The sequence below is a fragment of the Mesorhizobium sp. CNPSo 4670 genome, from assembly GCF_057784235.1.
Map to the genome: position 1 here is coordinate 415,183 of NZ_JBWJFQ010000002.1, position 25,198 is coordinate 440,380.

General features: G+C 59.6%; 26 protein-coding genes, 1 tRNA gene and 1 pseudogene. 10 read left to right on the top strand and 18 right to left on the bottom strand.

The features are described from left to right. Positions 1-106 precede the first annotated feature (106 nt). Positions 107-409: an adenylate cyclase gene (locus AC0ZT5_RS05430; RefSeq protein ID WP_488495574.1), complete on the top strand. Its 303-nt coding sequence runs from the start codon at positions 107-109 to the stop codon at positions 407-409. A gap of 75 nt (positions 410-484) precedes the next feature. Here AC0ZT5_RS05430 and AC0ZT5_RS05435 read toward each other — a convergent pair whose 3' ends face one another. From AC0ZT5_RS05435 to AC0ZT5_RS05450, 4 genes are all read right to left on the bottom strand, one after another. Then, the gene (locus tag AC0ZT5_RS05435; RefSeq protein WP_488495575.1) at positions 485-619 is read right to left on the bottom strand and encodes a hypothetical protein; all 135 of its coding nucleotides are present in this window, start codon (positions 617-619) and stop codon (positions 485-487) included. 56 nt (positions 620-675) lie between these two features. Continuing rightward, positions 676-981: a hypothetical protein gene (locus tag AC0ZT5_RS05440; protein WP_488495576.1), complete on the bottom strand. Its 306-nt coding sequence runs from the start codon at positions 979-981 to the stop codon at positions 676-678. Positions 982-1,197: 216 nt separating this feature from the next. Then, on the bottom strand, positions 1,198-2,283 hold the full coding sequence (gene cax / locus AC0ZT5_RS05445) for a calcium/proton exchanger (RefSeq protein WP_488495577.1): 1,086 nt from the start codon (positions 2,281-2,283) through the stop codon (positions 1,198-1,200). Positions 2,284-3,184: 901 nt separating this feature from the next. Beyond that, positions 3,185-3,901, bottom strand: a complete 717-nt coding sequence (locus tag AC0ZT5_RS05450; RefSeq protein WP_488495578.1) for a pentapeptide repeat-containing protein — start codon at positions 3,899-3,901, stop codon at positions 3,185-3,187. A gap of 430 nt (positions 3,902-4,331) precedes the next feature. On the opposite strand from AC0ZT5_RS05450, the pseudogene AC0ZT5_RS05455 reads away from it, so the two are divergent. From AC0ZT5_RS05455 to AC0ZT5_RS05465, 3 genes and pseudogenes are all read left to right on the top strand, one after another. Continuing rightward, a pseudogene (locus AC0ZT5_RS05455) lies at positions 4,332-5,373 on the top strand (class I adenylate-forming enzyme family protein); the annotation flags it as partial. Between the two features lie 120 nt (positions 5,374-5,493). After that, the gene (locus tag AC0ZT5_RS05460; RefSeq protein ID WP_477288204.1) at positions 5,494-5,874 is read left to right on the top strand and encodes an AMP-binding enzyme; all 381 of its coding nucleotides are present in this window, start codon (positions 5,494-5,496) and stop codon (positions 5,872-5,874) included. A gap of 100 nt (positions 5,875-5,974) precedes the next feature. Next, positions 5,975-6,235: a hypothetical protein gene (locus AC0ZT5_RS05465; RefSeq protein WP_477288202.1), complete on the top strand. Its 261-nt coding sequence runs from the start codon at positions 5,975-5,977 to the stop codon at positions 6,233-6,235. 569 nt (positions 6,236-6,804) lie between these two features. On the opposite strand, the gene AC0ZT5_RS05470 is transcribed toward AC0ZT5_RS05465, so the two are convergent. Then, positions 6,805-6,999, bottom strand: coding sequence for a hypothetical protein (locus tag AC0ZT5_RS05470; RefSeq protein ID WP_488495579.1), 195 nt, complete (start codon positions 6,997-6,999; stop codon positions 6,805-6,807). A 54-nt stretch (positions 7,000-7,053) separates the two neighbouring features. Then, positions 7,054-7,275 carry a hypothetical protein gene (locus AC0ZT5_RS05475; RefSeq protein WP_488495580.1) on the bottom strand — a complete coding sequence of 74 codons (222 nt, stop codon included), beginning with the start codon at positions 7,273-7,275 and terminating at the stop codon, positions 7,054-7,056. Positions 7,276-9,889: 2,614 nt separating this feature from the next. Here AC0ZT5_RS05475 and AC0ZT5_RS05480 point away from each other — a divergent pair. Further along, positions 9,890-10,081 (top strand): hypothetical protein, encoded by a 192-nt coding sequence (locus AC0ZT5_RS05480; RefSeq protein WP_477288192.1) that lies wholly within the window; start codon positions 9,890-9,892, stop codon positions 10,079-10,081. 111 nt (positions 10,082-10,192) lie between these two features. Here the strand turns inward: AC0ZT5_RS05480 and AC0ZT5_RS05485 are convergent, their stop codons facing one another. After that, a complete protein-coding gene (locus tag AC0ZT5_RS05485) occupies positions 10,193-10,417 on the bottom strand; it encodes a hypothetical protein (protein WP_488495581.1) in 225 nt (74 codons plus the stop codon). Between the two features lie 269 nt (positions 10,418-10,686). Between AC0ZT5_RS05485 and AC0ZT5_RS05490 the strand changes: the two genes are divergently transcribed. Beyond that, positions 10,687-10,854 (top strand): hypothetical protein, encoded by a 168-nt coding sequence (locus AC0ZT5_RS05490; RefSeq protein WP_167392195.1) that lies wholly within the window; start codon positions 10,687-10,689, stop codon positions 10,852-10,854. Between the two features lie 27 nt (positions 10,855-10,881). On the opposite strand, the gene AC0ZT5_RS05495 is transcribed toward AC0ZT5_RS05490, so the two are convergent. Continuing rightward, positions 10,882-11,004 carry a hypothetical protein gene (locus AC0ZT5_RS05495; RefSeq protein ID WP_488495582.1) on the bottom strand — a complete coding sequence of 41 codons (123 nt, stop codon included), beginning with the start codon at positions 11,002-11,004 and terminating at the stop codon, positions 10,882-10,884. Positions 11,005-11,402: 398 nt separating this feature from the next. On the opposite strand from AC0ZT5_RS05495, the gene AC0ZT5_RS05500 reads away from it, so the two are divergent. Together AC0ZT5_RS05500 and AC0ZT5_RS05505 are read left to right on the top strand one after the other, a co-directional pair. Beyond that, positions 11,403-11,477, top strand: a tRNA-Gly gene (locus tag AC0ZT5_RS05500). A gap of 704 nt (positions 11,478-12,181) precedes the next feature. Beyond that, positions 12,182-12,475: a hypothetical protein gene (locus tag AC0ZT5_RS05505; protein ID WP_488495583.1), complete on the top strand. Its 294-nt coding sequence runs from the start codon at positions 12,182-12,184 to the stop codon at positions 12,473-12,475. A 97-nt stretch (positions 12,476-12,572) separates the two neighbouring features. Here the strand turns inward: AC0ZT5_RS05505 and AC0ZT5_RS05510 are convergent, their stop codons facing one another. From AC0ZT5_RS05510 to AC0ZT5_RS05525, 4 genes are all read right to left on the bottom strand, one after another. Next, positions 12,573-13,595: a zinc-binding alcohol dehydrogenase family protein gene (locus AC0ZT5_RS05510; protein ID WP_488495700.1), complete on the bottom strand. Its 1,023-nt coding sequence runs from the start codon at positions 13,593-13,595 to the stop codon at positions 12,573-12,575. A 106-nt stretch (positions 13,596-13,701) separates the two neighbouring features. Beyond that, on the bottom strand, positions 13,702-14,616 hold the full coding sequence (locus AC0ZT5_RS05515; protein WP_488495584.1) for a sugar ABC transporter substrate-binding protein: 915 nt from the start codon (positions 14,614-14,616) through the stop codon (positions 13,702-13,704). Between the two features lie 93 nt (positions 14,617-14,709). Then, positions 14,710-15,495, bottom strand: a complete 786-nt coding sequence (locus AC0ZT5_RS05520; protein WP_488495585.1) for an ATP-binding cassette domain-containing protein — start codon at positions 15,493-15,495, stop codon at positions 14,710-14,712. Beyond that, positions 15,492-16,544: an ABC transporter permease gene (locus AC0ZT5_RS05525; protein WP_488495586.1), complete on the bottom strand. Its 1,053-nt coding sequence runs from the start codon at positions 16,542-16,544 to the stop codon at positions 15,492-15,494. Before AC0ZT5_RS05525 ends, AC0ZT5_RS05520 begins: the two co-directional genes overlap by 4 nt. Before the next feature lie 165 nt (positions 16,545-16,709). Between AC0ZT5_RS05525 and AC0ZT5_RS05530 the strand changes: the two genes are divergently transcribed. Then, a complete protein-coding gene (locus AC0ZT5_RS05530) occupies positions 16,710-17,621 on the top strand; it encodes a GntR family transcriptional regulator (RefSeq protein WP_488495587.1) in 912 nt (303 codons plus the stop codon). Between the two features lie 26 nt (positions 17,622-17,647). Here AC0ZT5_RS05530 and AC0ZT5_RS05535 read toward each other — a convergent pair whose 3' ends face one another. The 5 genes from AC0ZT5_RS05535 to AC0ZT5_RS05555 form a co-directional block, all read right to left on the bottom strand. Then, positions 17,648-18,703 (bottom strand): ABC transporter ATP-binding protein, encoded by a 1,056-nt coding sequence (locus tag AC0ZT5_RS05535; protein WP_488495588.1) that lies wholly within the window; start codon positions 18,701-18,703, stop codon positions 17,648-17,650. Between the two features lie 26 nt (positions 18,704-18,729). Next, a complete protein-coding gene (locus AC0ZT5_RS05540; protein WP_488495701.1) occupies positions 18,730-19,470 on the bottom strand; it encodes an RraA family protein in 741 nt (246 codons plus the stop codon). Between the two features lie 122 nt (positions 19,471-19,592). Then, positions 19,593-20,468 (bottom strand): carbohydrate ABC transporter permease, encoded by an 876-nt coding sequence (locus AC0ZT5_RS05545; RefSeq protein WP_477288172.1) that lies wholly within the window; start codon positions 20,466-20,468, stop codon positions 19,593-19,595. Continuing rightward, the gene (locus AC0ZT5_RS05550; protein ID WP_477288170.1) at positions 20,468-21,391 is read right to left on the bottom strand and encodes a carbohydrate ABC transporter permease; all 924 of its coding nucleotides are present in this window, start codon (positions 21,389-21,391) and stop codon (positions 20,468-20,470) included. The genes AC0ZT5_RS05545 and AC0ZT5_RS05550 overlap by 1 nt, the downstream gene beginning before the upstream one ends. A 2-nt stretch (positions 21,392-21,393) precedes the next feature. Then, complete coding sequence (locus AC0ZT5_RS05555) at positions 21,394-22,674, bottom strand: ABC transporter substrate-binding protein (protein ID WP_488495589.1); 1,281 nt, start codon at positions 22,672-22,674, stop codon at positions 21,394-21,396. Positions 22,675-23,167: 493 nt separating this feature from the next. Between AC0ZT5_RS05555 and AC0ZT5_RS05560 the strand changes: the two genes are divergently transcribed. Further along, positions 23,168-23,869, top strand: a complete 702-nt coding sequence (locus tag AC0ZT5_RS05560) for a FadR/GntR family transcriptional regulator (protein WP_246461609.1) — start codon at positions 23,168-23,170, stop codon at positions 23,867-23,869. Positions 23,870-24,035: 166 nt separating this feature from the next. Here the strand turns inward: AC0ZT5_RS05560 and AC0ZT5_RS05565 are convergent, their stop codons facing one another. Beyond that, positions 24,036-25,076, bottom strand: a complete 1,041-nt coding sequence (locus tag AC0ZT5_RS05565) for an aldo/keto reductase (protein ID WP_488495590.1) — start codon at positions 25,074-25,076, stop codon at positions 24,036-24,038. Between the last annotated feature and the right edge of the window lie 122 nt (positions 25,077-25,198).

Genomic DNA, 25,198 nt, shown 5'->3' on the forward strand with positions numbered 1-25,198 from the left:
CGATATTCGGGATGAACGATGGTCTGAAAAGCGTTTGTGCTTTCATGCCGGGTGCTCGCAAACCCGAGCGCCCTCCTGAAACCCGGATACTTTTAGGAGAATACCCATGAAGTATTTCCTCGCGTCGATGACGGCTGCTGGCCTATTCGTAGCCTCCACAATCGGCATGGCCTTGGCGGGCAATGTCCATACGGTTACGGGCACGACTGGTCAGCCCAACCAAACGATAGGCACTGATCAGACAGGAAGTGCCACCCCTGGCCACGCCAGCACCGCTCCAGGTTCAGCCTTCAATCCGGATGGAGTTGCGGACTCAAAATACGCAGGTACCCAGCCGCAGAACTCCAACAATCCTAAGAGCGTATCTCAGTACGACGTGGCCGGCTTCCAGCAGTCGCACAACCACTAGGTGACTGCTCTGCGGTCCAAAAAAAGCCCGCCACCGTGAGGCAGCGGGCTTGAGCAGCGGAAAAGTTTGCCGCCGTTACAGCGACACCAGCACTTCCTGCGACTGCGGGTCGTTCTCCCATGTCAGCGTCTCGCCGTCGCATTGATCCGGCTCCGCGTCGTGGCCGTCCTCATCGTCGCAGTTGTCCAGTTCGCGGTCGTCGCACTCCATGTGACTGCCCGGGCGCTCTCCCGGCCACCTTTCGGCGCAGTGCTCGACCTGGCCGGCTACCTTGCCACGAAGAGATTGCTCGCAATGCATTTATGGACCGGGCAATAATCTGTGTCGGTCGTCGGCACGCCTGCGCCAGTAGCCACCTCGCCAGGACCGCATTGCTTCTGCCCGCTGACATAGAGGTCGTAGCGCGTCAGGCTGAGGTTGAATATGGAGCGGTAGCGAATGACGGTGGTGCCGTCCTGCTTCAGTAGTGCCTGAACTTCGGCGCAACTCAGGCCGGCGATATCCCTGCGCTCTTGCGCTTGAGCCTGCACCGCGAGGAAGAGTAACGGAATTGCAATCGCGATCGGTTTCATGGCGCCCCACCAGCGTTTTCGCCCGACCGATGGTGTAGACTTGGCCAACCGATATGAAAAGCCCTCTGCCTTTGGCCTCGCCAAAGGATGACATGCGTTCCGATAGGCGGCGGGCTTTTGACACAGGACTGGCCGGTCGGAATGGGCTTGGGAGATCCGGCCGATGCATTAAACGACAGCTTCAGAAATTTGTTCCGCCGGCCATGGCGAAGTTTTCTAGGGCGCCTTCGGCGGCAGGATGTACAGCGTCATGGCGAAGATCATATAGACCATCAACAACAATACGCCGACGAACCATGCCGACCGCCCGCTATTGGTGACGAACATCGCGGTGAGGGTCGCGAGGAGCACCATCACCACGGCACCCGGCCAGAACTGCAGGTCCATGGGTGACGGACCAAGCACGTAGCTCAGCAGGACCAGAACAGGCGCCACGAACAGCGCGATCTGGGAAGCGCTCCCGAGCGCGATACCCACGCTCAAGTCGAGCCGGTTCTTGCGCGCGCCGGAAAACGCCGAGGCCATTTCGGCGGCGCCACCAACTAGCGCGACTACGATGAAACCGACAAAGGCCGGGGTCATTCCGAAAGCTTCGGCTGCCTTTTGCACGGACTCGACGAAGATCTCGCTGACCAGCGCCACGAGTATGGTGACACCCGCCAGCGTGGCCAGGGCCAGTCCAATCGGCCACGGTTCTTCGCCTTCCTGGCCATGCTCCGCTCCGGAGAAGACCTCACGGTGCGTTCTGAGCGTGAACAACAGCCCCAGGCCGTATCCCACGATCAGCAGAATGGCCAGGCCGAGGCTGAGCTTCTGGGTAACTGCTGATCCCGAGTCCTCGGCGACCGCCGAAGGCATCACCAGGGCGATCGTGGCCAGGAAAAGCAGAGCTGACTGAAGACGCGCGCTTGCCTGGTTGAACTCCTGGAGGTGGTATTTGAGCCCGCCAAGTAGAAACGAAGCGCCCAGCATGAAAAGCGTGTTGGTGACGATCGCGCCCGCGATGGATGCCTTCACCAACGTATACTCGCCAGCGCGCAGGGCGGCCAGTGCGATGACCAGCTCGGTCAGATTTCCCAGGGTGGCATTGAGTAGCCCGCCGGCGGCATCACCCGTCTTGGCGGCAACGGATTCGGTAGCGTGACTCAGCAACCCCGCCAGCGGCACGATGGCAAGCACAGACAAGACAAAGAGCGCCGTGTGGGCTTCGGGAGTGAATTTCGCGGCGGCGAACACCACCGGCACAGCGATCAGCAACCATAGCATAGGGCTATCGCGAATCTCCTTTAGAAGGGGGCTCAACTGTTTACTCCTGTTCGGTCACCAGACGGATTGATCTTTGCCCTGACAATGCACTTGGTTACGGGTAGCGATCATAAGATCCGCCGGGGCGGATAGCCGAAAACTCACGCGACAGCCGGATTTGCCGTCCTCGATGATACCAGCGCGCTCGACGGGATGGCAATTGAGCTGTCCGTGATCTTATTTGGCGCCTTATAGGCAAGGCCGGCGCTAGAACGGCCACGCCGCCAGCGCCAGCACGACGCCAGCGGCAAGGGTGAAGGCAAGCCAGGCGATCATGCCGTCAGCGCCGGGAGGTCGGCCGGGTCTTTTGCCGGGAATAGCTTGATCGACTTGATATAGACATGGTCGAGCTGCTGCCCACCGGCACCGTCAGAGCCGATCGACACGGTGTCGACCGTCCATGAAGCGGCATAATTGACGGTCTGGGTATCGGCAGCAGCGCCGTCTACGCTGCGGGCATATTCAAAATCACCGCCGCCGACATCGCGGTTGAAGGTCTGGGCAAGCTTATGGCAGGGCTCGGCGTCCTATGGTGTAAGGCGGTCGCCGCCAACCGACCGTATTAAGTTTTAAAACGACACCAGGTATGAAAGAAGCCGTGAGGCAGCAGGCAGACTAAGAAAACGCCCACCACGGTTTCCGCAGCGGGCGCTAGTTCGGGAGGAGGTCGGGCGTCCCCTTTTGCCCGTGAGCAACGGTACGTCTCGCTTGATTGGATAATAAGCTCGCTCCGGTTGAAGCTCTGCATATTCAAGCTGCGTGACTTTTCTGCCACAAGAGAAAGCCCGCCACCGGTGAGGCAGCGGGCTTGGAACTTCCGATGATGAAGCGCGTAGGTTGCGGCTCGCTGTCTTCGTCTTCCTCGGCGTCCTTGCCATCATAGGCGGCTTGCCGACAACTATTCCTGCTGGAATTGACAGGGCCAATCTTCAGGCCTCGTCAAGCCAGAAGGCAACTCGGTCCGGGCGTCTCCGCAAGCCATGTTGATCTGCCACTGGGACAGACCCGCCGAATTGGAAAGATCGAGGCCCTCGATACGGGTCAGAAAGAAAAAAGCGCGGTCAAAGTCTATCGGCGCGGTGAACGTCGCTCCTCGGAAGTCCGCCCGCGCGAGATTGGCAAACGAAAAGCGGCTACCGCTGATATCGGCGTCGTGGAACTGCGCTCGCCCCAATTCCGCCTTTGTGAAATCAACATTGGTCAGATTGGCGTCCTGGAAATTCGAGCGCTGCACTTCCGCGCTTGCAAACACAGCGCCCTGCGCGTCCATACGGCTGAAGTCGGTCCTGTAGGCCTCGATTTTGTCGAACCGGGCGCCTTTGGCGGTCGAGTCGGCCAGGGAAGCACGCACAAGCGTTGCCTTCTCAAAATTTGCCGCAAGGAGATTGCTATTCCTGAGGTCGGTCGAAGTGAAATCAACACCGAACAGGTTCGCCCCGCTCAGGTCCTGTCCTTTTAGGATGAGAAGCTTTTTGTCACAGTCCTGCCAATTGACGCCAGGCGACGCGGCTGCGTCGCAATTTTGAGCGGCAGTGGCGTTCTGCCAAGCAAATACAGTGCAAACCGCTAGAACCAAGCCGGATGCGCCGTAAGCTCTGGTTCGCCTCAAAGTCATTGTTGCTGGGCCTCTGCTACTCGCCGACAATCAACCTTACCACATCTGCTGACACTCGAAAGCGACGGCGTTTTTCCCGCTAATCCCGCTAGTCCCCACCGCCAAATGAAAAGCCCGCCACCGAAGCAGTGGGCTCGATCGTTTCGTATGCGGAATGATTAGAGGCCTATGACCTCCCTCGATAAAGCCGGGAAAGTCATAGTCGCTGGCGACGAGTTCCCGCTCGTCGATGGCTTCCCGCTCGTCGTTGCCTTGCCTACTGATGGCCGCCCTGGGGGCCCACATCCGTTTTTCCGGTTAGGTCGAGTGAACCAGACCTTCAATCTAAAATGAGCGACTGCTAATAATATGGCTACAGCTTAGGCCGTGCACGATCCAAATTCAGCAAGTCAGGACCATCGACGGCCGTCAATCCAACGGCGGGAACGAAGTGCCTCAGTCACGAGCCAAGCACGACGAGCCAATCTGGGTTCCACGTCTGCTCGACGTTGGGTTAAGACGAAAGCCAGATGATCTGGCACTTGTTAGCCCCGAGGGCAGCTTGACCTGGCAAGAACTCGAGCGCGCCAGCAAGCGCTATTCCGCTGGCTTGCTGGCCTATGGGCTGAAGCCGGGCGACAGAATTGCGTCGCTCATGCCCAATAGCGCTGCGCTGATGATTCACTACCTGGGCTGCTTCAAATCGGGGATCGTGGCAGTACCCTTGAACTACCGATACACGCCTCCCGAGATCGACCATGGACTCAAGACGAGCGGCGCTCGGGCGCTATTGGCCCATGCTGACCGTCAGGAAGACATCGCTTCCAGTGTCGCGCGTGACTTGCCACTTGGGGTCATCAACTACGGCTCGGAGCACGATCGCCATTCAAACTTCGCGACGCTCTTGGAGAGCCCGATCGCGCCAGAAAATTCGCCTATGCCTGCGCCTACTGATCCTGCGGTTATCTTTTTCACTTCGGGCAGTACCGGCCCGGCAAAGGGAGTAGCCCATAGTTTCGAAAGTCTGGGCAGTATGCTGCCAAACTGCGGCAGACGACATCGTTCTGCTGAGCGGATCCATGTCGCACATCGGAGCGCTCCTGGACGCTCTCATGGGACTCGCAGCCGGCGCTCGTGTCGTCGTCCCGCCAAACTTCGATGGACCCGGGCTCCTGTTGATGCTGCGCGAGCATCGCCCAACCATACTCATCGCTTTGCCCTCGGTCCTCTTCGGGTTGGTTCGGGCGAAGAATGCCAGGCGCGAAGACTTTTCGTCATTCAGACTGCTCTGTGCCGGCGGCGATAAAGTGCCGCTCGAGCTGGCGCTCGAAGTTACTGCGCTCAGCGGCTTGTCCGTCAATGAGCTGTACGGCATGTCTGAGATTGGAGTTGCCACGATCAACCCTCCTGACGGGCTCAACAAAGCGGGTTCGATCGGGCGTCAGATTGTCGGCTACCAGATATCCATCCGCGACGATAACGGCAATGAACAGCCTCCCGGCGCTCAGGGGCGCCTTTGGATCAATTCGCCTTGCAACATGGTCGGCTATTGGGGTGATGCAGATGCAACGCGTGCCACCATCAGGGATGGCTGGCTGGACACCGGCGATATGATGAAGATAGACGAGGACGGATACCTTTGGTTCTGCGGGCGGCGAAAACAGATCATCGTACACGATGGCTCGAACATCAGCCCGCAGGACGTCGAGGAAGCCCTTATGCGCCATCCCGCAGTGGCAATCGCCGGAGTTGTCGGGGTCCCTGACACCGTCCATGGCGAAAATGTCCACGCGTTCGTAACTTTCAAGCCAGGCGCCGCGCAGCCAGCCCCGCAGGAGCTTATCCATTTCGCTCGCGCCAGCGTTGGCTATAAGGCACCGGAGAGCGTTTTTTTGCTGGATGAGATGCCCCTCAGCGCCACGGATAAGGTTGATCGGGTGGTGTTGAAGAAGTTGGCGGAGCGCCTTCTGAAATCGGAAGCATCAACAGGGTAGGCATCAGAGGAGAGCTCTAAGCGCTACTCCCTTCGGGGAGCCTGCTTGCGTTTGCGCTCGACTGGCGCGATGTTGGCCGTGGGGAAAGTGGAGGGGCAAAATGATCTCAAAATCTCACGAGTACACAACGCCAGAAATATTAATTGCTAACACAGCTCTTATCCGATCGCTTTTTCTTATCTTAACGCACCGTGGTGTCTTGAACGATCAACTACTCGATGCTGTGTTCGCGATGACAAAGGAAGATATGAATCTCGGCGTGGGCGTGGATTCGCAGTTCACCAAGGGAGCTTGCGCATTCGTGGACATGATGCGGGACAACATGAAGCCGAGCGCGCCCAGCCTGAAGACCAAGATGTAGGCGTGGTTCCGATCTACATCGCCGCGATCACCGCTCGAAGCTCGCTGGCGCCGCCCCGGTGAAAATCCGCTCAGCGCTTCTGTAGCCACTCCAAAAGCCCGCCGCAGGTCGCTCCCGTGGCGGGCTTTTCAATCCGGGACTAATTCGGGCGGAGCCCACTCGCTAATATCCACGGGGATAATAACCCCAAGCACTCCTGCGGTAGCATCGAACGCGCCAACGACCATGTCGCCAATAGCTACGGCAGACCCTTCTCCAACCTCGGCGGGGGTAGCGGTAGTGGACCCGATCCACTTCTGCCGGGGTACCGTCGTTGTCCAAGGTCTCGGCCTCTGGCGCCTCGAGTTCATCGAGAATGCCGCTTCTGGCGCCTGGAACACCGGCCACTGCGTCGATAGGCCGAACTGCGCTTGCAAATGCCGCTGCCCCTGCAATGCCAAACATTGCTGTCAAGAAGGATCGCCGATCCATACAAACCTCCCGCTCTCGCCTGCAGGAAGAACAGGCATTTCCATGCAACGCATCTAGTCAGGCGTAGTTCCCGATCACGCATTGCGGATCTTCGCGCTTCATAATCTATCGTTTGCACGGCTAATTTTGTCGCGGTCAGCGCCCTTCGGCGTGGTCTTCTCGATCCGTGCCTTGTCGCCGATCTCCTTCGCCATGGCCAAGGCCTTGTCTTTGTCCTTGGTGGTTAGCACGGTGCGCCAGTGCGGCTTCTCGAACACGCTGACCTTATTGGTTGTTACAGGCTTATCAGGCATCGGTAAAATGCAGCCCACGCACGCACTGTGTACGAAAGCAAGCCGGATCGCGCCTTAGTTGTGGTTGTCCAACAAGATGGCAAGGTTTCTGGCTGCGGCGCTTTCGACAATCAGTTCCTCCAGCCACATATCGCCGACGCGCGATTTGTTGACGCCACGCCTGATTACACGGAGCGCTTCAGATATTGAAACTGCGGTGGTCTTCGCGTGATCATCAAGATACCGGCCGACTGCAATCACGGCATCTGCATCGATGTCGATGGGCAAATCTCGCATGGCATCCTCCCGCTGGGCCGCTGGTAGCCTCGCAAAGGAATGGCCGGCGCAGGGGATGCTTGGGGAAGCGAAGCCGCACCGGCCACCTTGGCGGGAAAAGCCCCCCGCGCTGATAAATCTATATTATATTAGAAGTCACGCAATTAAGACTGAAGTCCCTCGTTTACTGGCCCTAAAGACCCACCGTTGCGACCATGGCTTCTCGGCCGTAGGATGGTCGCGCGTGGGGAGTCGAAATGTCTGTCATCTGGGTAGTTGGAACAGCCATCGTCGTTTTGGCGTTCGTCGCGGTCGTGGCCGTGGATTACATGAGCAACCGACCGAAAACACACTGAAGCTGCTGCCGGATACCGGGCCGCTTTAGTACGCAGCGCCGATCTCGGTATGCGGCGCAAAGAAACAGCGTGTGTCGCCCTTCCTGAAACGTCCCTGATCCAGGTTGAGAAATTCCGAGTGATAGATGCAGCGGTGGTACTGCCGATCATGGCTATGTTGCACGCGACGAAGCGGGATGAACTCGCCAGTGGGAAGATAGATATAGCCGCCCGGCATTTCTCTGACTTGAGATTCCGGGATCGGTGCGCACTCTGACCCTGCGCAGCAGTCGAAGCCAGTGAAGGGATCCTTCTTCCGCGTATACCATTCGTGAGCCATGGCCTCAGTCGAAACGACGGCCAAGACCGGCACGAGTATCTTGACTGACCTGCGCATATGTCCCCCGCGAGATCCAGCTTTTGGCAGGCCGCGCTATCCAGACGCAAAAGAAATGGCCGGCGGGTTGCTTGGGGTTGTAAGCGAGCCGCACCGGCCATTGCGGGATTAGGTTTTCGGGTTGTCCCCGCACTGCCTAAGCTATAGGCATATTAGCGATAGCTCAACTGAGACTGAAGTCCCAACCTCGTGCTACCCTGCCATAGGAGACCGAGCCGGTCCGGTCCCAAACCATTGAATGAACGGCGCATCCTTGCCGGTGATGTCCTTGACCGTCTTCAATAGCGTTTCGTGGTGCGCTGGAGCGCCCAGCAATGGTCGCTGCTAGGCGATAGGAGCGGCTGGACGATGCTCTTGTGGCCCGCCGTTCCGCCTCCACCGGAAAGCGCTCGATTCAGCTCTGCAAGCTGCTTGTGAAGTTTGGTCCTGGCCCGCCACCGTAATGCAGCGGGCTCGATCGTTTGAACCCATTCCGCAGTCTCAGCATTGAGGCTATATTGCGTGGCGGAGGCGAAGGGCGATGGATACGGTAACGTCTGCCATTATGGTGCTGTTGTCGTGCAGCCCCGATTTGATGCTATGCCGAGCGCCGGCCGCAAAGCCCATGATCTTTTCGACCACGTCGCAATGCGAAGAAGCGCTGGCTGATCAGATATCGAGAGTTCCGCAAACTGGTCAAAAAACGGTCGGACGTTGCCAGGTGATCAGAGATGAGAATGATATCACGAGATGGGGCGTCTCGCCGAATGGCGAGCTATTCTACGCCAGCGCCACGGACGTGATCGGGATAGTCGCTTCGACCGCAACCCCTGCCCCTGTAAAGAGCCGACCTGCTACAGTGCGCGTCACGCGTGGTAACGGTTCCGGGGCGGTGACAACGTCGTCGTACACCGTACTCAGTACCGGCTCAGAGTGAACCAGGGAAAAAGCCCGCCACGTAAGGCGGAGCTCTCCGACACGCAAGAAGTCACTGTGAGACATGGTCGACTAAGCGGGAACGGCGTATAATTCGCCAGCCGGCGAGCCCCAACCCCGCGCCGGTTAGGCCCGGTGGTCAAACCCCAGCCCCCCGCCCTTGGCCGCTGGGCCGCTAGTAGCCTCGCGAAGGAATGGCCGGTGCAGACGACGAGGGGTTGTAAGCGAGCACCGGCCATCGCGAGAAAAGCCCCCGCTGGTGATAAGTCTATATTACATTAGCAATCGCGCAATTGAGACTGAAGTCCTTGGCTTGCCGGCCCTAAAGACCCAAATCGTAATGAGCTAAGCGAGAGTTTCCAGTCGCGGTTGCTCAGCGCCTGCGGCAAGTGGCGGGCGTTCTTAGAGGATTAGGCTGCTATCAGGACGGCGATGCGATGCACCGTCATCAAGGGCTTGGGAAGGTGCTCGGGATTGATGAGGAAAGCGACCCCGACGGGAGCGCTTACGCCAAGGCTTCCGCGATCACACCATAGGCGTCTGCATCTCGATTATATTAGCTTGTGCTTGTAGTACCTTTTCCGCCTGGGCCGGCGTCCTCCATCCCAACATCCTGCCCAACGGTGCGCCGGCGGAAAGTGAGGAAGCATGAGCAGCTTGGGCGTATGGGTCGTACTCGCTACGGCGACCATCGCGATCATTTACCTTTTGTCGTATGTCTCGATCAGGATGTAGGGCAGCAGCGGCCATCATCCTAAAGGTTGTATTCCGACAACTCTAGCGAGAGCGCTATGCTCACTTCTCGGCGCCGCTTCCCTCAAAGCGCCGCCGGTGAAGGCTCGGCGCCCTTTTTGGTTTGTTCAGTGTAAAAAACAGGGCGCCGGGCTGGCCCACCGGTCGGCTAGTGCAACCACATTTGATATTGAAATTCGTCTCGGACGAGCTTTATAAAAATGGACGTTCCCCATTGCTTTCTAGGGAGGCTGCGATGGATAGCGTAACGTCGAACGGCAAGGTTTACCCTTGCGTTGAAGTGGTCGAAGCCTGCGGAGAATGGTTCGTCCGCGTGGTCGAAGACGACCAGGAACTAACCCGATCATTCGAACTGGAATCTTTCGCTCTCGCCTATGCAGAGGGCCAGCGGCTACGCTTAGGGCTTGCCGAATTCACGCGACTGTAGCGCTAGACGCAAAAAGAAATGGCCGGCGCGAGGGTGCATAGGTTGTGAGCGCACCGGTCATTGCGGCATTTTCTATAGCCTGTCCCCGTCGACGGCACTTACGGGCGCACCTCACAGACCGCCAGATCCACCCCCAGCCCAGGTGACTATCTGGGAAAGACCGGCGACGTCGCCATAGATCATCGAACCTTTGACGAGAAAACATTTGTCACCCAGGACTTCGGAGAGGTGGTTTGACGCGGTGCAAACCGGCAGCTTCACCTTACTGTCCTTGGCATCGGCATGGCAGATGCTGATCGCGAGGATGGCGATAGCAATGAGAGTCGTATTGCTCATATTTAGCCCCCCTAGAGCTAGCAGGCCCCTTGGGCAGCAAAACCGGATTGCCGCCCTTTGCCTTGCCAACAAGTGGAGCAGCGGGGTAAGTTGCGCCATCCCTCGATTGGATGACACGGGCTCATCTATATTAGCTAACGCTTAATGAAGTCGCTGGCCGCGAGGTTGGACATAGGCCGACGCGAGCCTCGCCATCGTCCACGCTGGCGCATATTAGCAACAGGCTGTATTATGCCTGCTGGAACTCTTTGAGGGAGGTTCCGATGCGAATGGTGCTCGTCGTCATCGCCTTAGCTGTCGCCTTCGTCATTTGGGATAGGCTGGCGAATGACGGCCGGTACACGGCTGCCGTTGAACGCAGTTTCCGGGAGGCAACCGCCGATCTACCAAGCGGTTATGGCACCGGGATCACATTTGACGACCTCGCGAAGCGCTGAACGGTACCAGGATGCCCGCCGTAAGTTTCACTCGCCGGCCAAAGCATCGCTGCTTTTCGGTGCGTCGCGGCCTGATGCAACGAGCACCTCCACATAGCCGGCGTAGATCATGTCACTTTCACGTTGGCGATCGAAAGGTTCGCCGCGCAACGTGACCTTTCCATTCCTTAGATCGTCTTCTTGCCACAACTATGATGCTGAAATGAGGTTGTTACTTGCTCTGGCGGTGGTTTCGGCCTTGGCTGGCTGCGCGCCCCAGGCTGACTCCAAAACCTATGCGCTGTACCGAAGCTCCGCTACCGCCGAAATGCGTATCCATGTGGCCACGTTCGATGCGACCGAGGCAGAGGCGTACAACAGAGAGAATTGTCAACTTGCTGCCAGTCTGTTTCGGGCGCAACCGGGTGTCGTTGTTCGATATTGGTGCGAGAAAGGGCGATACAGAGGATAGCTCGGCCTCCCACCTCGACCTACTTCCAATGCATGTGCCGGCTATCCCAATCGCTAGTTTGATCGAATGGGCCCGTTCTATTAGCCTGCCAAAATTGGCGCTCGTAGCTCAATCTAGGACAGAGCGGGACCTTCCCGGGCAGATGCAGGTTCGAGCCCTGCCGAGTGCACCAAACCCGCCGCTGGTGGGGCTGTGGGCCGAGTGCCTTGTCAATAAAATCAGTGCCGCCAATGCCCTCCCCACCCGGCGTCAGAGCGTTGGTTAAAGTCATTCCATTCTATGGATGTCCTGCACGATGCCATGAACTCGCCCTTGCACGCAGCTTCGGTCCTGTTCGTTGGCGCGGCCGCTACGGCGGCGGCGGTTGAAGCAGCGCGGCGGTTGAGAGCGGGCGGCCTTCGGCGGCTGCCCGAACAATAGTGTTCGGCATCGGATCTTCGCCAATTCAGTTTTAGTGTGAGGATCTAGCGCTTCCGCAAGGACAAGAATTCTGATATCACGGTTTTCATGGCAAAGCAGGAAACCGTGGTATCAAAGAAACGGCGAGGACCGGCCCCGACTGGAAAGGGTGTGCCAATCATGGTCCGCCTTCAACCGGACATGCTCGCGGGCGTCGATCAATTTGCTGCCGAGCATGATGTTTCGCGACCTGAGGCCGTCCGACTGATCATTCGTGACTGGTCGATCAGATACCAGGTACTGAAGGCAGAGTGAAACCCCGGCCGAATTCCCGCGTGCCCTCGCAGCAGCCGGGGTCGAGGTCATTGCCGAGAATGGCGGCGCCGGACGTGATGCTCAAGAAGGGTGACGGGAAATAGATAGCGGAGGCCAGGGTTAGTGGTCCGGCAGGTAATTCTTCGAAGATGGTGCGGGACGGTGCGCACGCAGATGGCTGCCGAATACGCGCGCTACGTGGCCGGGACTGGTGGCGACGAGCTTGGCGCCACCAAAGGCAATCTCGGTCACCAGATCACGCTGCGCGACCTCAGCGACGGCGTTACGGAGATATGCGCTCTGAGTTGGTGGACCGATATGGAAGCGGTAAAGGCCTATGCGGGCGAACAACCTGAGCGGGCCCACTACTATCCCAAGGACGATCAGTACCTGATCAACAAGCCGGAATTCGTCGAGCATCACGTCGCCGTCTATGGCGACCTCCTCAGCCCGTAGCAATCTTTCCAGGGTGTCCTGCCCAGTCAGGTTGTCCTCCTCGCATATGCCTCACACGCTCCGGAGAGACTTTTTTGCACGGCTGTGTTTGGCAAGATCAGCCAGATCCCGCCACGTCGATGACAGCCTTGATCAGACCGGACTTCTGCTGCGCCCAGATCGCAATATCGCGAGGGCTGTTACGCAGGGTCGTACGATGCGTGACGAGTTCGTCGATTGGTATTTTTCCAGCGCGGATCGAAGCCATGACGTGCTGAAAGTCGGCGCGCGTCGCGTTGCGACTGCCGATCAGCATCATTTCCCGCTTGTGGAACTCTGGGTCGGAGAAGGTTATGTCGTCCTGTACGACGCTGACCATCACCATGACGCCGCCATGGGCAACATAGGCGAAGGCAGACCGCATCGATCGGCTGTTTCCCGTTGCATCGAAGACCACATCGAAACCTGTCCTGGCAGTTCGCTCCGCTATCGTCTCGACAATCGAACCCTTCGACCCGTCGATCACCAGAAAACCCTGTCGTGCGGCAAAAGCCAGCCGCTCGGCATCGACATCCATGACGGTCACGCACTGCCGCGCTATGCGGGCAAAAAGCGCGGTACCGAGGCCGATTGGCCCCGCGCCGATAACCAAGGTGCGGCTGCCCGGCCCGGCCATGGACCTGCGGACCGCGTGCGCACCAATGGCCAGGAACTCGACCGTGGCCGCCTCGACCAATGACAGACCGGTCGCTGGAATGAGGTTCTGCGCCGGCACCAGAATCTGCTCGCTCATGGCACCGTCACGGTGCACGCCGAGCACCTCGATCGCGAGGCAGCAGTTCGGCTTGCCCTGGCGGCAGGCGGGACAATTGCCGCAGGCAAGATAGGGGTTGACGACGACTTGTTGCCCGACCGCCATGTCCACGGGCCCGTTGATTGCCGCAATTGTTCCAGAAACCTCATGGCCCATGACACGTGGGTAGGCGAGGTACGGATGCTTGCCCTGGAAGATGTGGTAATCGGTTCCACAGATGCCGACATGGGCCACGTTGACCAGCACCCAGCCTTCCGGCGGAGCGCCTGGCGCGGCCTGTTCCTCGAACGCCAGCCTGCCGGGCTCGGCGCATCGGACGATCTTGATGGTGGCGTCCATAAGCGTGATTCCACCCCTTCGCTAACGGCGTAATTCCTGGAGTCCGGAAACAGGAAGTGGTCCGGCGGTGCAATCCGCCGGACCACTTGGTGGTTCACTCGAAGTCCTTGACGTTCTGCTGCGTCACGAGACCGGCGCCGGTGTCCACGTTGGCCTCGACGGCTTCCCCGCGGATCGCCTTGACGACCGTGTCGATGCCAAGCTCACCCATTTTTGCTGGAAATTGCGCAACGCTGGCATCTTCCGCGCCCGACTTGATCGCTTCGATCTCACCGCAGCAGGCGTCAAAGCCGACCAGGATGATCTTGTCGTTGGCGATGCCCGCATTGCTGATCGATTTGACGGCGCCCGGGATTGGCGGGCCGCAGGCCGAGTAGATCGCCTTGAGATCAGGATTGGCGGTCAGGATGTCTTCGGTCACCGACGTGCCAAGTTCGAGCGTGCAATTGGTTGCACCCTTGCCGACGACATCGATCTTGACGTCGCCGAGGCCCTCCATCATGCCGGTTACCCGGTCGTCGAGTGCAGGCACTCCGGGAACACCTTGCAGGATGCCGACCTTGTCGCCGCTCTTGAGCACGGTCTTGAGGTACTCTCCGGCGATCTTGCCGCCGTTGAGATTGTTGGTCGAAACCAGAGCTGTCTGGCCTTTCCAGTCCGGGATGCTGTTGTCCACGAGAACCACCTTGATGCCGGCGGCGACCGCCTTGTCGAGCGCCGGCGCAACGGTCGGATCGACTGGAGTGATCGCCAGCCCCTTGACGCCTTGCGTGATCATGGACTCGATCAGCGCGATCTGCCCTTCGATGTCGGTAGCCGCCTGGCCCTGGCCGGTAACCAGCTCGATCTCGGGATGGGCGGCGGCGTATTTCTTGGCTGCATCCTCCATGGTCGAGTAGAACGGCACCGGGAATTTCGTAATCAGGCCGATCTTGATCTTGTCGGCGGCCGAAGCCGGCATCGCAAACGCAACGGCGATCGCCAGCCCGGTGAACAGTTTTCGGTTCATTGGCATTCCATTCCTCCCTTGGATTGAGGCGTCTTCCGGCGGAAGTCGCTTCAGGCATTTGCGGACCGGAACAGTCCCCAAATTTCGAGCGAGTCAGGCTCCAACGATCATGGAGACCAGCTCCTGCTTGTTGTCCTTGGTCGGCACCAGTTCGCCGACCTTGCGGCCCTGGCGAAGCACCACGGCGCGGTCGGCAAGCTCAGTGACGTGTTCCATGTTGTGGGTGATCAGGATGACGGCGTTGCCCTGGTCGCGCAGCGTCGCGACTAGGTTCAACACTTGCCGCGATTCACGCAGGCCAAGTGCGGCGGTCGGTTCGTCCAGGATCACAACCTTGCGGGCAAACACGGTCGACCGGGCCACGGCGATGGCTTGCCTTTGACCGCCCGACATCATGGCGACGACGGCGTCCAGCCTCGGCAACGTGACCTTCAGATTGGCAAGCAGAATGCGCGTTTCGGCATCCATCCTGCGCTGTTGGAGAAATCGCATGCCGCGAGGAAGCCATTGCGGCCAGGCCAACTCGCGACCGGCAAAGAAGTTCTGTCCCGGCGTCAGATTGTCGAAAAGCGCCAGATCCTGATAGACGGTCTCGATGCCGGCGAAGCGCGCGTCCGCAGGGGAGCGTATCTGCGTTGGCGCACCGTCCAGAAGGATCGCGCCGGCATCGAGTTGGTGCACCCCGCTGATGCATTTGGTCAACGTCGACTTGCCGGCGCCGTTGTCGCCGAGAAGTCCGAGTATCTCGCCGCGTCGGACCTCGATGCTGACATCGTCCAGCGCCACAACCGAACCGAACCGCTTGGTAGCACCGCGCACCGCCAGGACGGGATGATCCACTGTGGCTGCAGGTTCGACGTCGGCCGCTACGGCGCTCATGACTGCCTCCCGGCCTGCATGACGCGCATGCGCCCTTCGAGATAATTGCGCAGCACGTCGGACTCGACCGCGATGACGATGACCACGCCGATGACGATGAGTTGGAAGAAGACGTTGACGTTGAGCAGGTTGAGCGCGTTGCGGATGACGCCGATCATGATGGCGCCAATCAAGGCATGGCCAAGATGGCCGCGGCCGCCGAGAAAACTGGCACCGCCGATGATCACCGCCGCGATCGTATCCAGTTCCAACAGATTGCCGAACAAGGGCGAACCGGCGTCGGTGCGGCCGGCAAGGATGACCGCGCCGATGCCGGCGCAGAGCCCCGAGATCACATAGACCGAAACGAGGACCCAGGACACGGGAATGCCCATGCGCAGGGCAGCGTCGGGCCGGCCGCCGACGGCATAAATCCAGCGCCCCCAGACCATCGTCTTGGCCATGACGAAAAAGACCGCGGCAACGCCCGCAACCACAAAAACCGATCCAGGCAGGCCCCAGACCGCCTCGCGGCCAAGCGCATCGATGGCATCTGGCATTCCAGGGATGGCGCGCCCGTCGGCCAGTTGGAGCGCCAACCCCTTGGCGATGCTCAATGTCGCTAGCGTGATGATGAAAGGATGCGGCAACCGGCCGAAGACGTAGAAGAGCCCGTTGATGGTGCCGACCGCCGCACCGCAGCCAACCATCACCGCGATCACCACGAAGGCGGGAGCGCCGGCATGAAAGCTGAGCGCGCCGAAGACGGAAGCCAGTGCCAGGTTCGAGCCGACGGAGAGGTCGATCCCTCGTGTCAGAATGACCAGATGCTGGCCCATCGCCACCACCGAGATGACGGCGGTCTGGGCGAGGATGTTGCTGAGGTTGCGTCCAGTCAGGAAATAGGGGGACAGAAAACTGAGAACGACGATCAGCAACACCAGGATGACGACCGGACCGGCGCTCAGCAGGGCCAGGCCAAGCGCGAGGCCGGGAACGGCCTCTTGCTTCTTGGGTGCTGGCAATGCCGCGTCGCCGACAGTGGTGCCGGTGTTTCGCGTTTCAGGCAAAGTTCTCCTCCCCGCCGCAGCCGTGCAAGCCGCGTCGTCAAAAACTTATGCTGTATTTTAGTTCCCTCTTATCGATAAAAAACAACCAGCATGACTTGGTCAAGTTGTTTTTTATGGATAAAGTTCATGGTAGAAAGGACAAGGTCTTGCTCAGAGGAAGATCCGATGCGAACAGACACTGTCTACAAGAAGGCTTTCAATCGCGTCGCCAGTATGCTGCGCGACGGACAATTGACCGGGGAGCTCCCTTCCGAAAATGAGCTTAGACGGAAAATGGGAGTCAGCCGCACGACTGTCCGAAAGGTCCTGGGAGAACTTGCCCACCGCGACCTCATCGCCGAGCGCAGCGGTGTCAGGACGGCAGGCCGTGCGGTCGAGGATAGCGATTACTATCCCGACGCTGAAACCACCTCACGGGCCAAGCACGTGGAACAGCAGTTCATGGAATGGATGCTGCGGGGTGACACCAGACCTGGTACCAGCATCAACGAACTCGAACTTGCGCGGCAGTTCGGCGTCGCGACCAATGGAATTCGCGAGTTCCTGATCCGCTTCAGCCGGTTCGGATTGCTCGAGAAGAGGCCGAATACGGGCTGGCTTTTCAAGGGCTTTACGGAAGATTTCGCACTTGAGCTGTTCGAGATCCGGGTGATGTTCGAGCTGCACTCAGCGCATCTGTTTTCACGACAGCCCGACACGTCTCCCCTGTGGGAGAAGCTGGGCGTGCTCAAGAGCGCGCATACCGAACTGTTGAAGCAGATCGAAAGCCGCTTCCACGACTTCTCCAGTCTCGACAACCGGTTCCACCGGCTCATAAACGAGGCTTCGCCGAACCGCTTCATCGACGATTTCTACGATATCATCAGCTTCATTTTCCACTACCACTATCAGTGGAACAAGCACGACGAAAAACAGCGCAACCAGGCGGCGATCCTGGAGCATCTCGCCTATATCGATGCGCTCGAAAGCCGCGATTCCGAGCGCATCGAGCGGGCCTGCCGAGCCCATCTGGCTTCGGCAAGGGAAACACTGATGCGTTCGCTGATTGTATTCGATGGGATGGACACCAACGCCTAGCAAGACGTTCCGATCGCACAAGCGCTCTAGTTTATCCTGGTGCCGCTCTTGGCGTCGAACAGGTGCACCTTATGCACCATAATCTCCAACCTCACCTCTTGATCAGGTTTGAACAGGGGCTGTTCCCGGATTTCGGCAATCAGATCGACGCCATTCGCGTTTAAGGTAAGTTCCTGGGCCTCGCCGGTCGGTTCCACCACCTGAACCGTTGCCTTTGCGTGGGTCCCGCCGACAGTGATGTGCTGTGGGCGAATCCCGTATACCACCCCTTCCCTGTCACTGATCCGAGCGCCATCGGCCAAGGGCAAGCGCAGGCCCTGCTCGGCGGCGAATGCGCCATTGTCAATTCGGCCCTTGATCAGGTTCATTTCCGGTGAGCCGATAAAGCTCGCAACGAACAGGTTGGCAGGGTTCTCGTAGAGCTCGGAAGGGGTACCGATCTGCTCAACCTGGCCTCGATTCAGCACCACTATCCGGTCGGCGAGCGTCATCGCCTCCGTCTGGTCGTGCGTGACATAGATACTGGTGCGCCCGAGCCGTTGGTGCAGCTTCTTGATCTCGGCACGCATCTTGACGCGCAACTTTGCATCGAGATTGCTGAGCGGCTCGTCAAACAGGAAGGCTGCCGGGTCGCGCACGATCGCGCGGCCCATGGCGACACGCTGGCGCTGGCCGCCAGACAGCTGGCGCGGCATACGACGCAGCAGATCCTGCAAGCCGAGGATTTCGGCGGCTGCCTTCACCCTCGAGACGATCTCTTCCCTGGGGACCTTGGCCAGTCGAAGGGCGAAGCTCATATTGTCGGCCACGCTCATATGCGGATAGAGCGCGTAGCTCTGGAAGACCATCGCTATGTCGCGCGACTTGGCGGGCATCTCGTCGACGACGCGCCCGCCTATGCGGATCTCGCCTGTCGTCTGTTCTTCCAGGCCGGCGATCATGCGCAGCAGAGTTGACTTGCCGCAGCCCGAGGGACCGACAAGGACCACGAACTCGCCGCTGGCGATTTCAATGTTCACGTCGCGCAGAACTTCCACGGCGCCGAAGCTCTTGCCGAGCTGTTCTATCTGGATTGCAGACACTTATTTTCCTCCCGTGCGGGCCCTGCTCATTTTCGCTGAGCGTGCCGCCATGCGCGGTATTCGGTCTCGCCCTCCGGGCTCAATGGGTAGTATTTCCGCAAATCCCCTCCTTCGGCCAAGCGCGCGCGGGTAAATTCTTCCCACTCGATATGCTCGCCGGCAAGCGCGACCAGCTTGGGCGCAAGTGCGATCGGCACGACGACGACGCCATCGTCGTCAGCCACTATAATGTCGCCGGGTATGACGAGCACATTCGAGCAGGCGATGGGGACGTTGACGGCGAAGGGGACAATGTTGGTCTGGGCGTGGAAATTCGGCGTCGCCCCCTTTACCCAGATACCGATATCCAGGGCTGCGGCCTGGGCGGAATCGCGGATGCAGCCGTCGACGACCACCCCGGCCCCGCCGCGACCGGCGAAATAGGTGAGCATCATCTCGCCGAAGATACCGCTGCCCAGATCGCCGCGCGCATCGACGACGACCATGTCGCCCGGCTGCGTAGGGTAGAGAACGTGACGATGGAGCTGTCGCTCCGGGTCCTCATACTCTGTTTCGTTATAGAGATCTTCGCGCTTCGGCATGCATTGGAGCGTGAGAGCCGGGCCTGCCGCCGTGCGACCGGGCCTCAACGGCCGCGGGCCCCGGATGTGCGGATCACGAATTCCCATCTTATGATAGAGCTCACTGGCCAGTGTCGCCGAACCGATCGCTGCAAGCGCATCGACCAATTGTTTCGGTGGCCGGGAAATGTCTGATATCGCCGGTATTTGATCCGCTTCCACTCGTCGTCCTCCCTTAGCGCAGCACCACTTTTATCCACCGCGCCGGTCTCACTTGCCTAACCAACTGTCGGCGAAAGCATCGAGCGCATTGCTCCCTTGCCCGCCGCTCAGCCACGGACCGCACCGGTGGTCAGGCCTTTGACCAACAGCCCTTGGGCAAACCAGACAAACACCAAAGTCGGGATGACCATGAGAACGCCGGCAGCTGACATGGCGCCCCAGTCGATGCCGAACTGCGAAACGAAATTGGTGAGCCCGACCGGCAGGGTCTGCGCGGACTTGCTCGACGTCAGGGTCAGTGCGAGCAGTAAATCGTTCCAGGTGAAAAGGAAGGTGATCACCGCACTGGCCCCGATGCCAGGCGCGATCAGCGGCGTGACAATCTGGACCAGCGTGCGCATCGTGCCGGCGCCGTCTGACTGGGCAGCTTCCTCGATCTCTCTCGGGACATCCTGGATGAAGCCCAGCAGAAGCCAGATGGCGACAGGCAGTTTGGCAGCCGTATGGGCGAGGATCAGCGCCCAGACCGAATCCAGGAGGCCGATTGCCGCGAACACGGCGAAGAGCGGGATGGCGAGCGCGATGACCGGGATCATCCGCATGATCAAGAGCAGGCCGAAGATCAGCATGACGCCCGGCATCCTGAAGCGCGACAGCGCATAGGCGCAGGGGATGGCCAGCAGATGGACCAAGATGACCGTCACGAACGATACGATGACGGTGTTCCAGACATAATCCATGGTGTCATATTCGCGGAAAACCGACACGTATTGCGTCAACGTCGCGGTCACGGGGATGATGTGGACCGGCACGGAGAAGATGTCGGCCGAGCTGCGGATCGACGTCAGGAACAGCCACACCAACGGAAAAATGGTGAAGGCGATGGTCAGGATGAGAGCGAGGTAGCGTCCGGCAACGCCGGCTGTGAACCGGCGGCGGCGGCGTCTTGGCTTGCGATGCGTGCTCACGGCCGCAGTGTCCATCAGATGGCCCTCCGCTTTGCGATCAACCACGGCACTCCGTAGAGCAGGCCGAGCACGACCAGGGACATCCCCAGAGCAATGTAGGAAACCGCCGCCGCGTGCCCAAAATCCACGGCCTGGAATGCCAGCAGGTAGGCGTAGACGGTAAGCAGGTTGGAAGCGCCCCCCGGCCCGCCCTGCGTCATCAGCCAGACGACGTCGAAGGTTCGGAACGTGTCTATGATGCGCAGCATCAGCGCGATCATGATGACCGGACGCATCAACGGCAGAACAATGTGCCAGAAGCGCTGCCACGGCCCGGCGCCGTCCACCGTCGCGGCTTCGAGCGGCTCCTGGGGCAAGGATTGCAGGCCGGCCAGGAACAGCAGCACCATCAGCGGCGTGTTCTGCCAGACATCGGCGACAATGACCGAGACCAGTGCCCAGGTCGGATCACTGAGCCAGGGAATGCTGGGCAGGTTGAACATGCGCAGCAATGCATCAACAAGACCGTATTGCGTATTGAAAAGCCACCGAAAATTGAGGCCGACGACGGCGGGAGCGATCATCGGTGGCACCAACAGCAATGTGCGGGCGAGCCGCATGCCCCGCAATTCTCCGTTGACCAGCACCGCGATCGCCATTCCAGCCACCACCTCGACCGTAATCGAGACGACGCTAAAGATGATCTGGTTTCGAAGGGCCTGGTTGAACTGGCGGCCAAACAGCTCGTCCGTGTAGTTTCCTGTCCCGATGAACGGCGCGGAGCCGCTCAGATCCCACCGGAAAAAACTCATGAGAAACGAGTATCCCAAGGGATAGACGAAGATGGCGAGCATGACGACGAACGCCGGGCCGGCCAGGAGGTACCCCTTCTGCCAGGTGTAGGGCAGCGGCGAACGCCGCCGACGCCCCGACACCCGGCCCTGCGGGATGGACGACATCCTCAGTCGTAGGCTCCGGCCCGACGCATGGCGTCTTCCGCTTCCACGGCCGCTTGATTGAGCGAATCGCTTGGCGAAACCTGGTCGGTGAGCGCCTGTTCGATGGCCGAGAACATCAGGGTGCAGACTTTTGAGAAGCCAGGCAGCTTGGGCCATTCCTTGCCGTTCGCGATCGTCGTCTCGAGCTGCTGTAGCCATGTAGCCTGCGGACCTTTCGCCGCCGCGATCACCTCCTTGGCGATCGCCTGACTGCTGGGGAAGTTGGTGAACTGGTCGAACTGCAGGCGCTGCGCCTCAGGGCCGACCGTAAATTTGATGAATTCGACGGCGGGATCCTTGCGCCCCGACTGGCCGTTGAGGGCCATGGCGTGCGAGATGGCGCAGGAAATTGCCGCTTTGTCCCGCACATAGGGCGCGGTCGACCACTTGCCGACAACGCGGGAGGTATCGGGATTGGAGAGAGTTGCGAAAGCGCCCGGCCAATCAAAATTGGCGTAGACCGTTCCAGACGAGAATTCGGTCGAATTTTCGTTCCACTGATAGCCGACAGCATCCGGGGGGACGATTTTGTGTTTCTGGACGAGGTCGCGGTAGAATGTGAGCGCCTTGATACCGGCTTCGGAATTGAAGGCAGGTTTGTTGGCCTGATCGACCCAATCCCCGCCGGCCTGCCACAGGAGATCGCTGAAGGTACGCTGGGCCGGATCGCCCTGCCCCGGGACAACCAACCCGTAATGGCCGTTGCCGGTGAGTTTCAGGCCGACGTCGACGAGTTCTTCCCAGGTCTCGGCCGGCTTCAGGCCTTTCTCCTGATAGATGTCGCTGCGGTAATATTGAACGCGCGCATCCATGTTGCGCGGAATGGCCGCCAGATTGCCGTTCTTGGGATCGCGCAGATATTTGACCGCGACCGGATAGAAGTCCGCCAACTCCGACTCGCTGAAATAGCTGTTCAGCGGCGCAAAATGGCTGAAGTAGGAGTCAATCTGCGCCGTGTGGGTGCTGTAGACGTCATATTGGCTCGATCGCGCGGCGCTCAACGTGACGACCTTCGATGTCAGTGGTGTGAATTCCAGCAGATCATAGCGGACCTTGATGCCGGTCTTCGCCGTGAAATCCTGGACAATCTTCTCCCAATATTTGGGATAGAGCGGGCCGCCCGTGATCAGCAGCGCCGTAATCTCGTTTGCCTGCGCCCTGGCGATCCATGGCGCTGCGAGCGAGCCTGCCGCCACCGTGGCGCCAGCCGCCAGGAATTTGCGTCTCGATAAGTTTCCGGACATCACAATTTCCTCCTTGGTCATGATTGGTCGGCCCTTTGGGTCGAGCGACGACGTTCAGCATTCCCGTCAAAGTCCGCGGCGGCTTGCTCCTCCCGCCAGGAGACTGTCTGGATCACTCCCGTGCAGACACCACCTTGGCGCTGCCGTGGGCCTATGGCCCTCGCCGCCTTCCGGTGGAGGTTCTGTCATTCTCTTGTCGGTCTTCCGGTGTTCCGTTTCTTCCGGCGCGCCTTGCTACGCGCATACATTTCTCCTCACGGAAACCGGGCGACCCTTGCGAGCCCGCTCGGCGATTGAGCAACGATGGCCGCCGCGTTCAGCGACAGTATATCGATCCTCATCTCGGGTGGCGAAGGCCGGGGTTGGATATCTCCAACGTTCCAATCCTCCCTTCCCGCGGCACAAGTTATAGGCTAGTGAGCATTTTTATGAGATAGTTGACTGCATATCTAGCCATCAGCCTATAAGCTTATCAGACAAGTGGATTTTAATGATGGATGCCATGGAGGTCAAGCTTCAAACTTTGCCCAAGCAGGTGGCAGGCGTGCTCGCGCGTCGCATCGCCACCGACGGTGTTTCCGGGGGCCAAGGACCGTCGGAGCAACAGATCCTGCAAGAATTCGGGGTATCGCGCGCGGTGGCACGCGAGGCGTTGAAGATTCTGGCTTCCCTCGACATGATCGAGATCGCACAGGGACGGCGCGTGGTGCTGCGTCCGGCCGAGGAATGGGACTATCTCAGTCCATTGCTCATCGACTGGCTGCCGCCCGAGCAGATCCGGCAACTGCTGGCGGAAGCACACGCGACGCGAATTATCATCGAACCTGCCATCGCCGCCATCGCTGCCAAGCACATGACGAAGGAAACCCTTGAGCGTCTTGGCATACTGCTGGCCGCCATGTCCGCGACCGAGGACAATCCGGATGCCTATCTGAAGCTAGACCTCGACTTCCACATGGAGATTTGCCGGTCTACCCAAAACAGGATCCTCGACCGCTTCATGTACTCGTCGCGATGGTGGCAGGCGGCGAGCCGGCGCGTCAGCAATCAGATGCCTCATGCCCTGACCTTCGCGACGGAAGATCACAGGGCAATCTATGAGGCACTCGTTGCGCGCGACGCAAAACGTGCGGAAGAAGCGATGCGCCGGCACCTGAAGGCAACCACCGCCGTCGGGTTACCGTATAAGGATTAGCCGTTTGACCATCCCTGGTGCGGCGCGGCCAGCAAACGCACTGGCCGCGCCGTGGCGTGTTGGGAGGACACGGCCGGATTCAATGCATGTCGCCTAGAACTGGCCCCGGTCTTGGGGCAACGACATGCAAATGCGCATCGCCTGAAACCTTTCAACGCGGCGCGCTTTAAGCCCTTTTCGCTTCCCGCTCCTGGCGCTGCCGGGCGCGAAAACCAAACATATCGCCCTTGTCCTTGATTTCCGCCCAGATAGGCGCGGTATGCTTGTCGATGGCGGCGACGTCCGCGTCGGAAATCGTCCAGCCTACGCTCTCGATGTTTTCCTCCAATTCCCTGACAGTACGCGCGCCGACCAGCGGCGAACTCACGCCTGGCCTGCTGGTAAGCCACTGGATCGCAAGCTGTGGCACCGTCTTGCCGTAACTGGCCGCAATCGGCTTGAGGGCTTCGACAGCGGCGACGGCTCGCTCGTAGGTGCCCGGCTGGAACAGCACGGTGGTGCGCCGCTCGTCTCCCTCGACGAACTTGGTATCCGGCGAGAGCAGGCCGGTAAGCAGCCCCTGGGCAAGACCACTGTAGGGCATAACGCCGATATTGTGCTTGCGGCAATAGGGCAGCGTTTCCGCCTCAACCTCGCGCCACAGCATGTTGTAGGGAGGCTGGAGCACGTCGATGACGCCATACTGGCGTGCGCTGTTCATATCAGCAGTGCTGAAATTGGAAACGCCGACCGCCTTGATCCGCCCGGATGACCGCAGTTGTTCCATCATTGCCATGGTCGGGCCAATCGGGAAGTCCGCGTTCGGCCAGTGGACGAAATAGATGTCCACATAGTCCGTCTGCATCCGTCTCAGCGAGCCGTCGAGCGCCGCCTCGAGCGCCGCGGGTTCGAGATGGTTCGGGGCAACCTTGGTCGCGATCACCGCTTTTTCCCGGTTGCCGGCGAGCGCCTTGCCGACAACCTGCTCGGCATGGCCATGCCCATAGGCTTCGGCCGTGTCGATCAAGGTAATGCCGAGTTCCATGGCGCGTTGAATCACCCGTATCGATTCCTTGTCATTGGCCGCGCCCCAGAACGCGCCCGACATACCCCAGGTACCCAGGCCAATCTTGGATACCTTGACCGACGACGATCCTAACTGTCGCTGTTGCATTTGTTCCTCCTGATCGGCGGCATGCCCGTCTTGGCACGTCGCCAAGTTTGCCACTATATTTATAGACTTATATGCTCGTCTGACAAGTCAATCGTGGCGTGCTCCTTATTTTTGATCGGAGATAGAAATTTCCACCATCCGTGCTGCGCCGGCGCAACTGCCAAAACACATTCGGC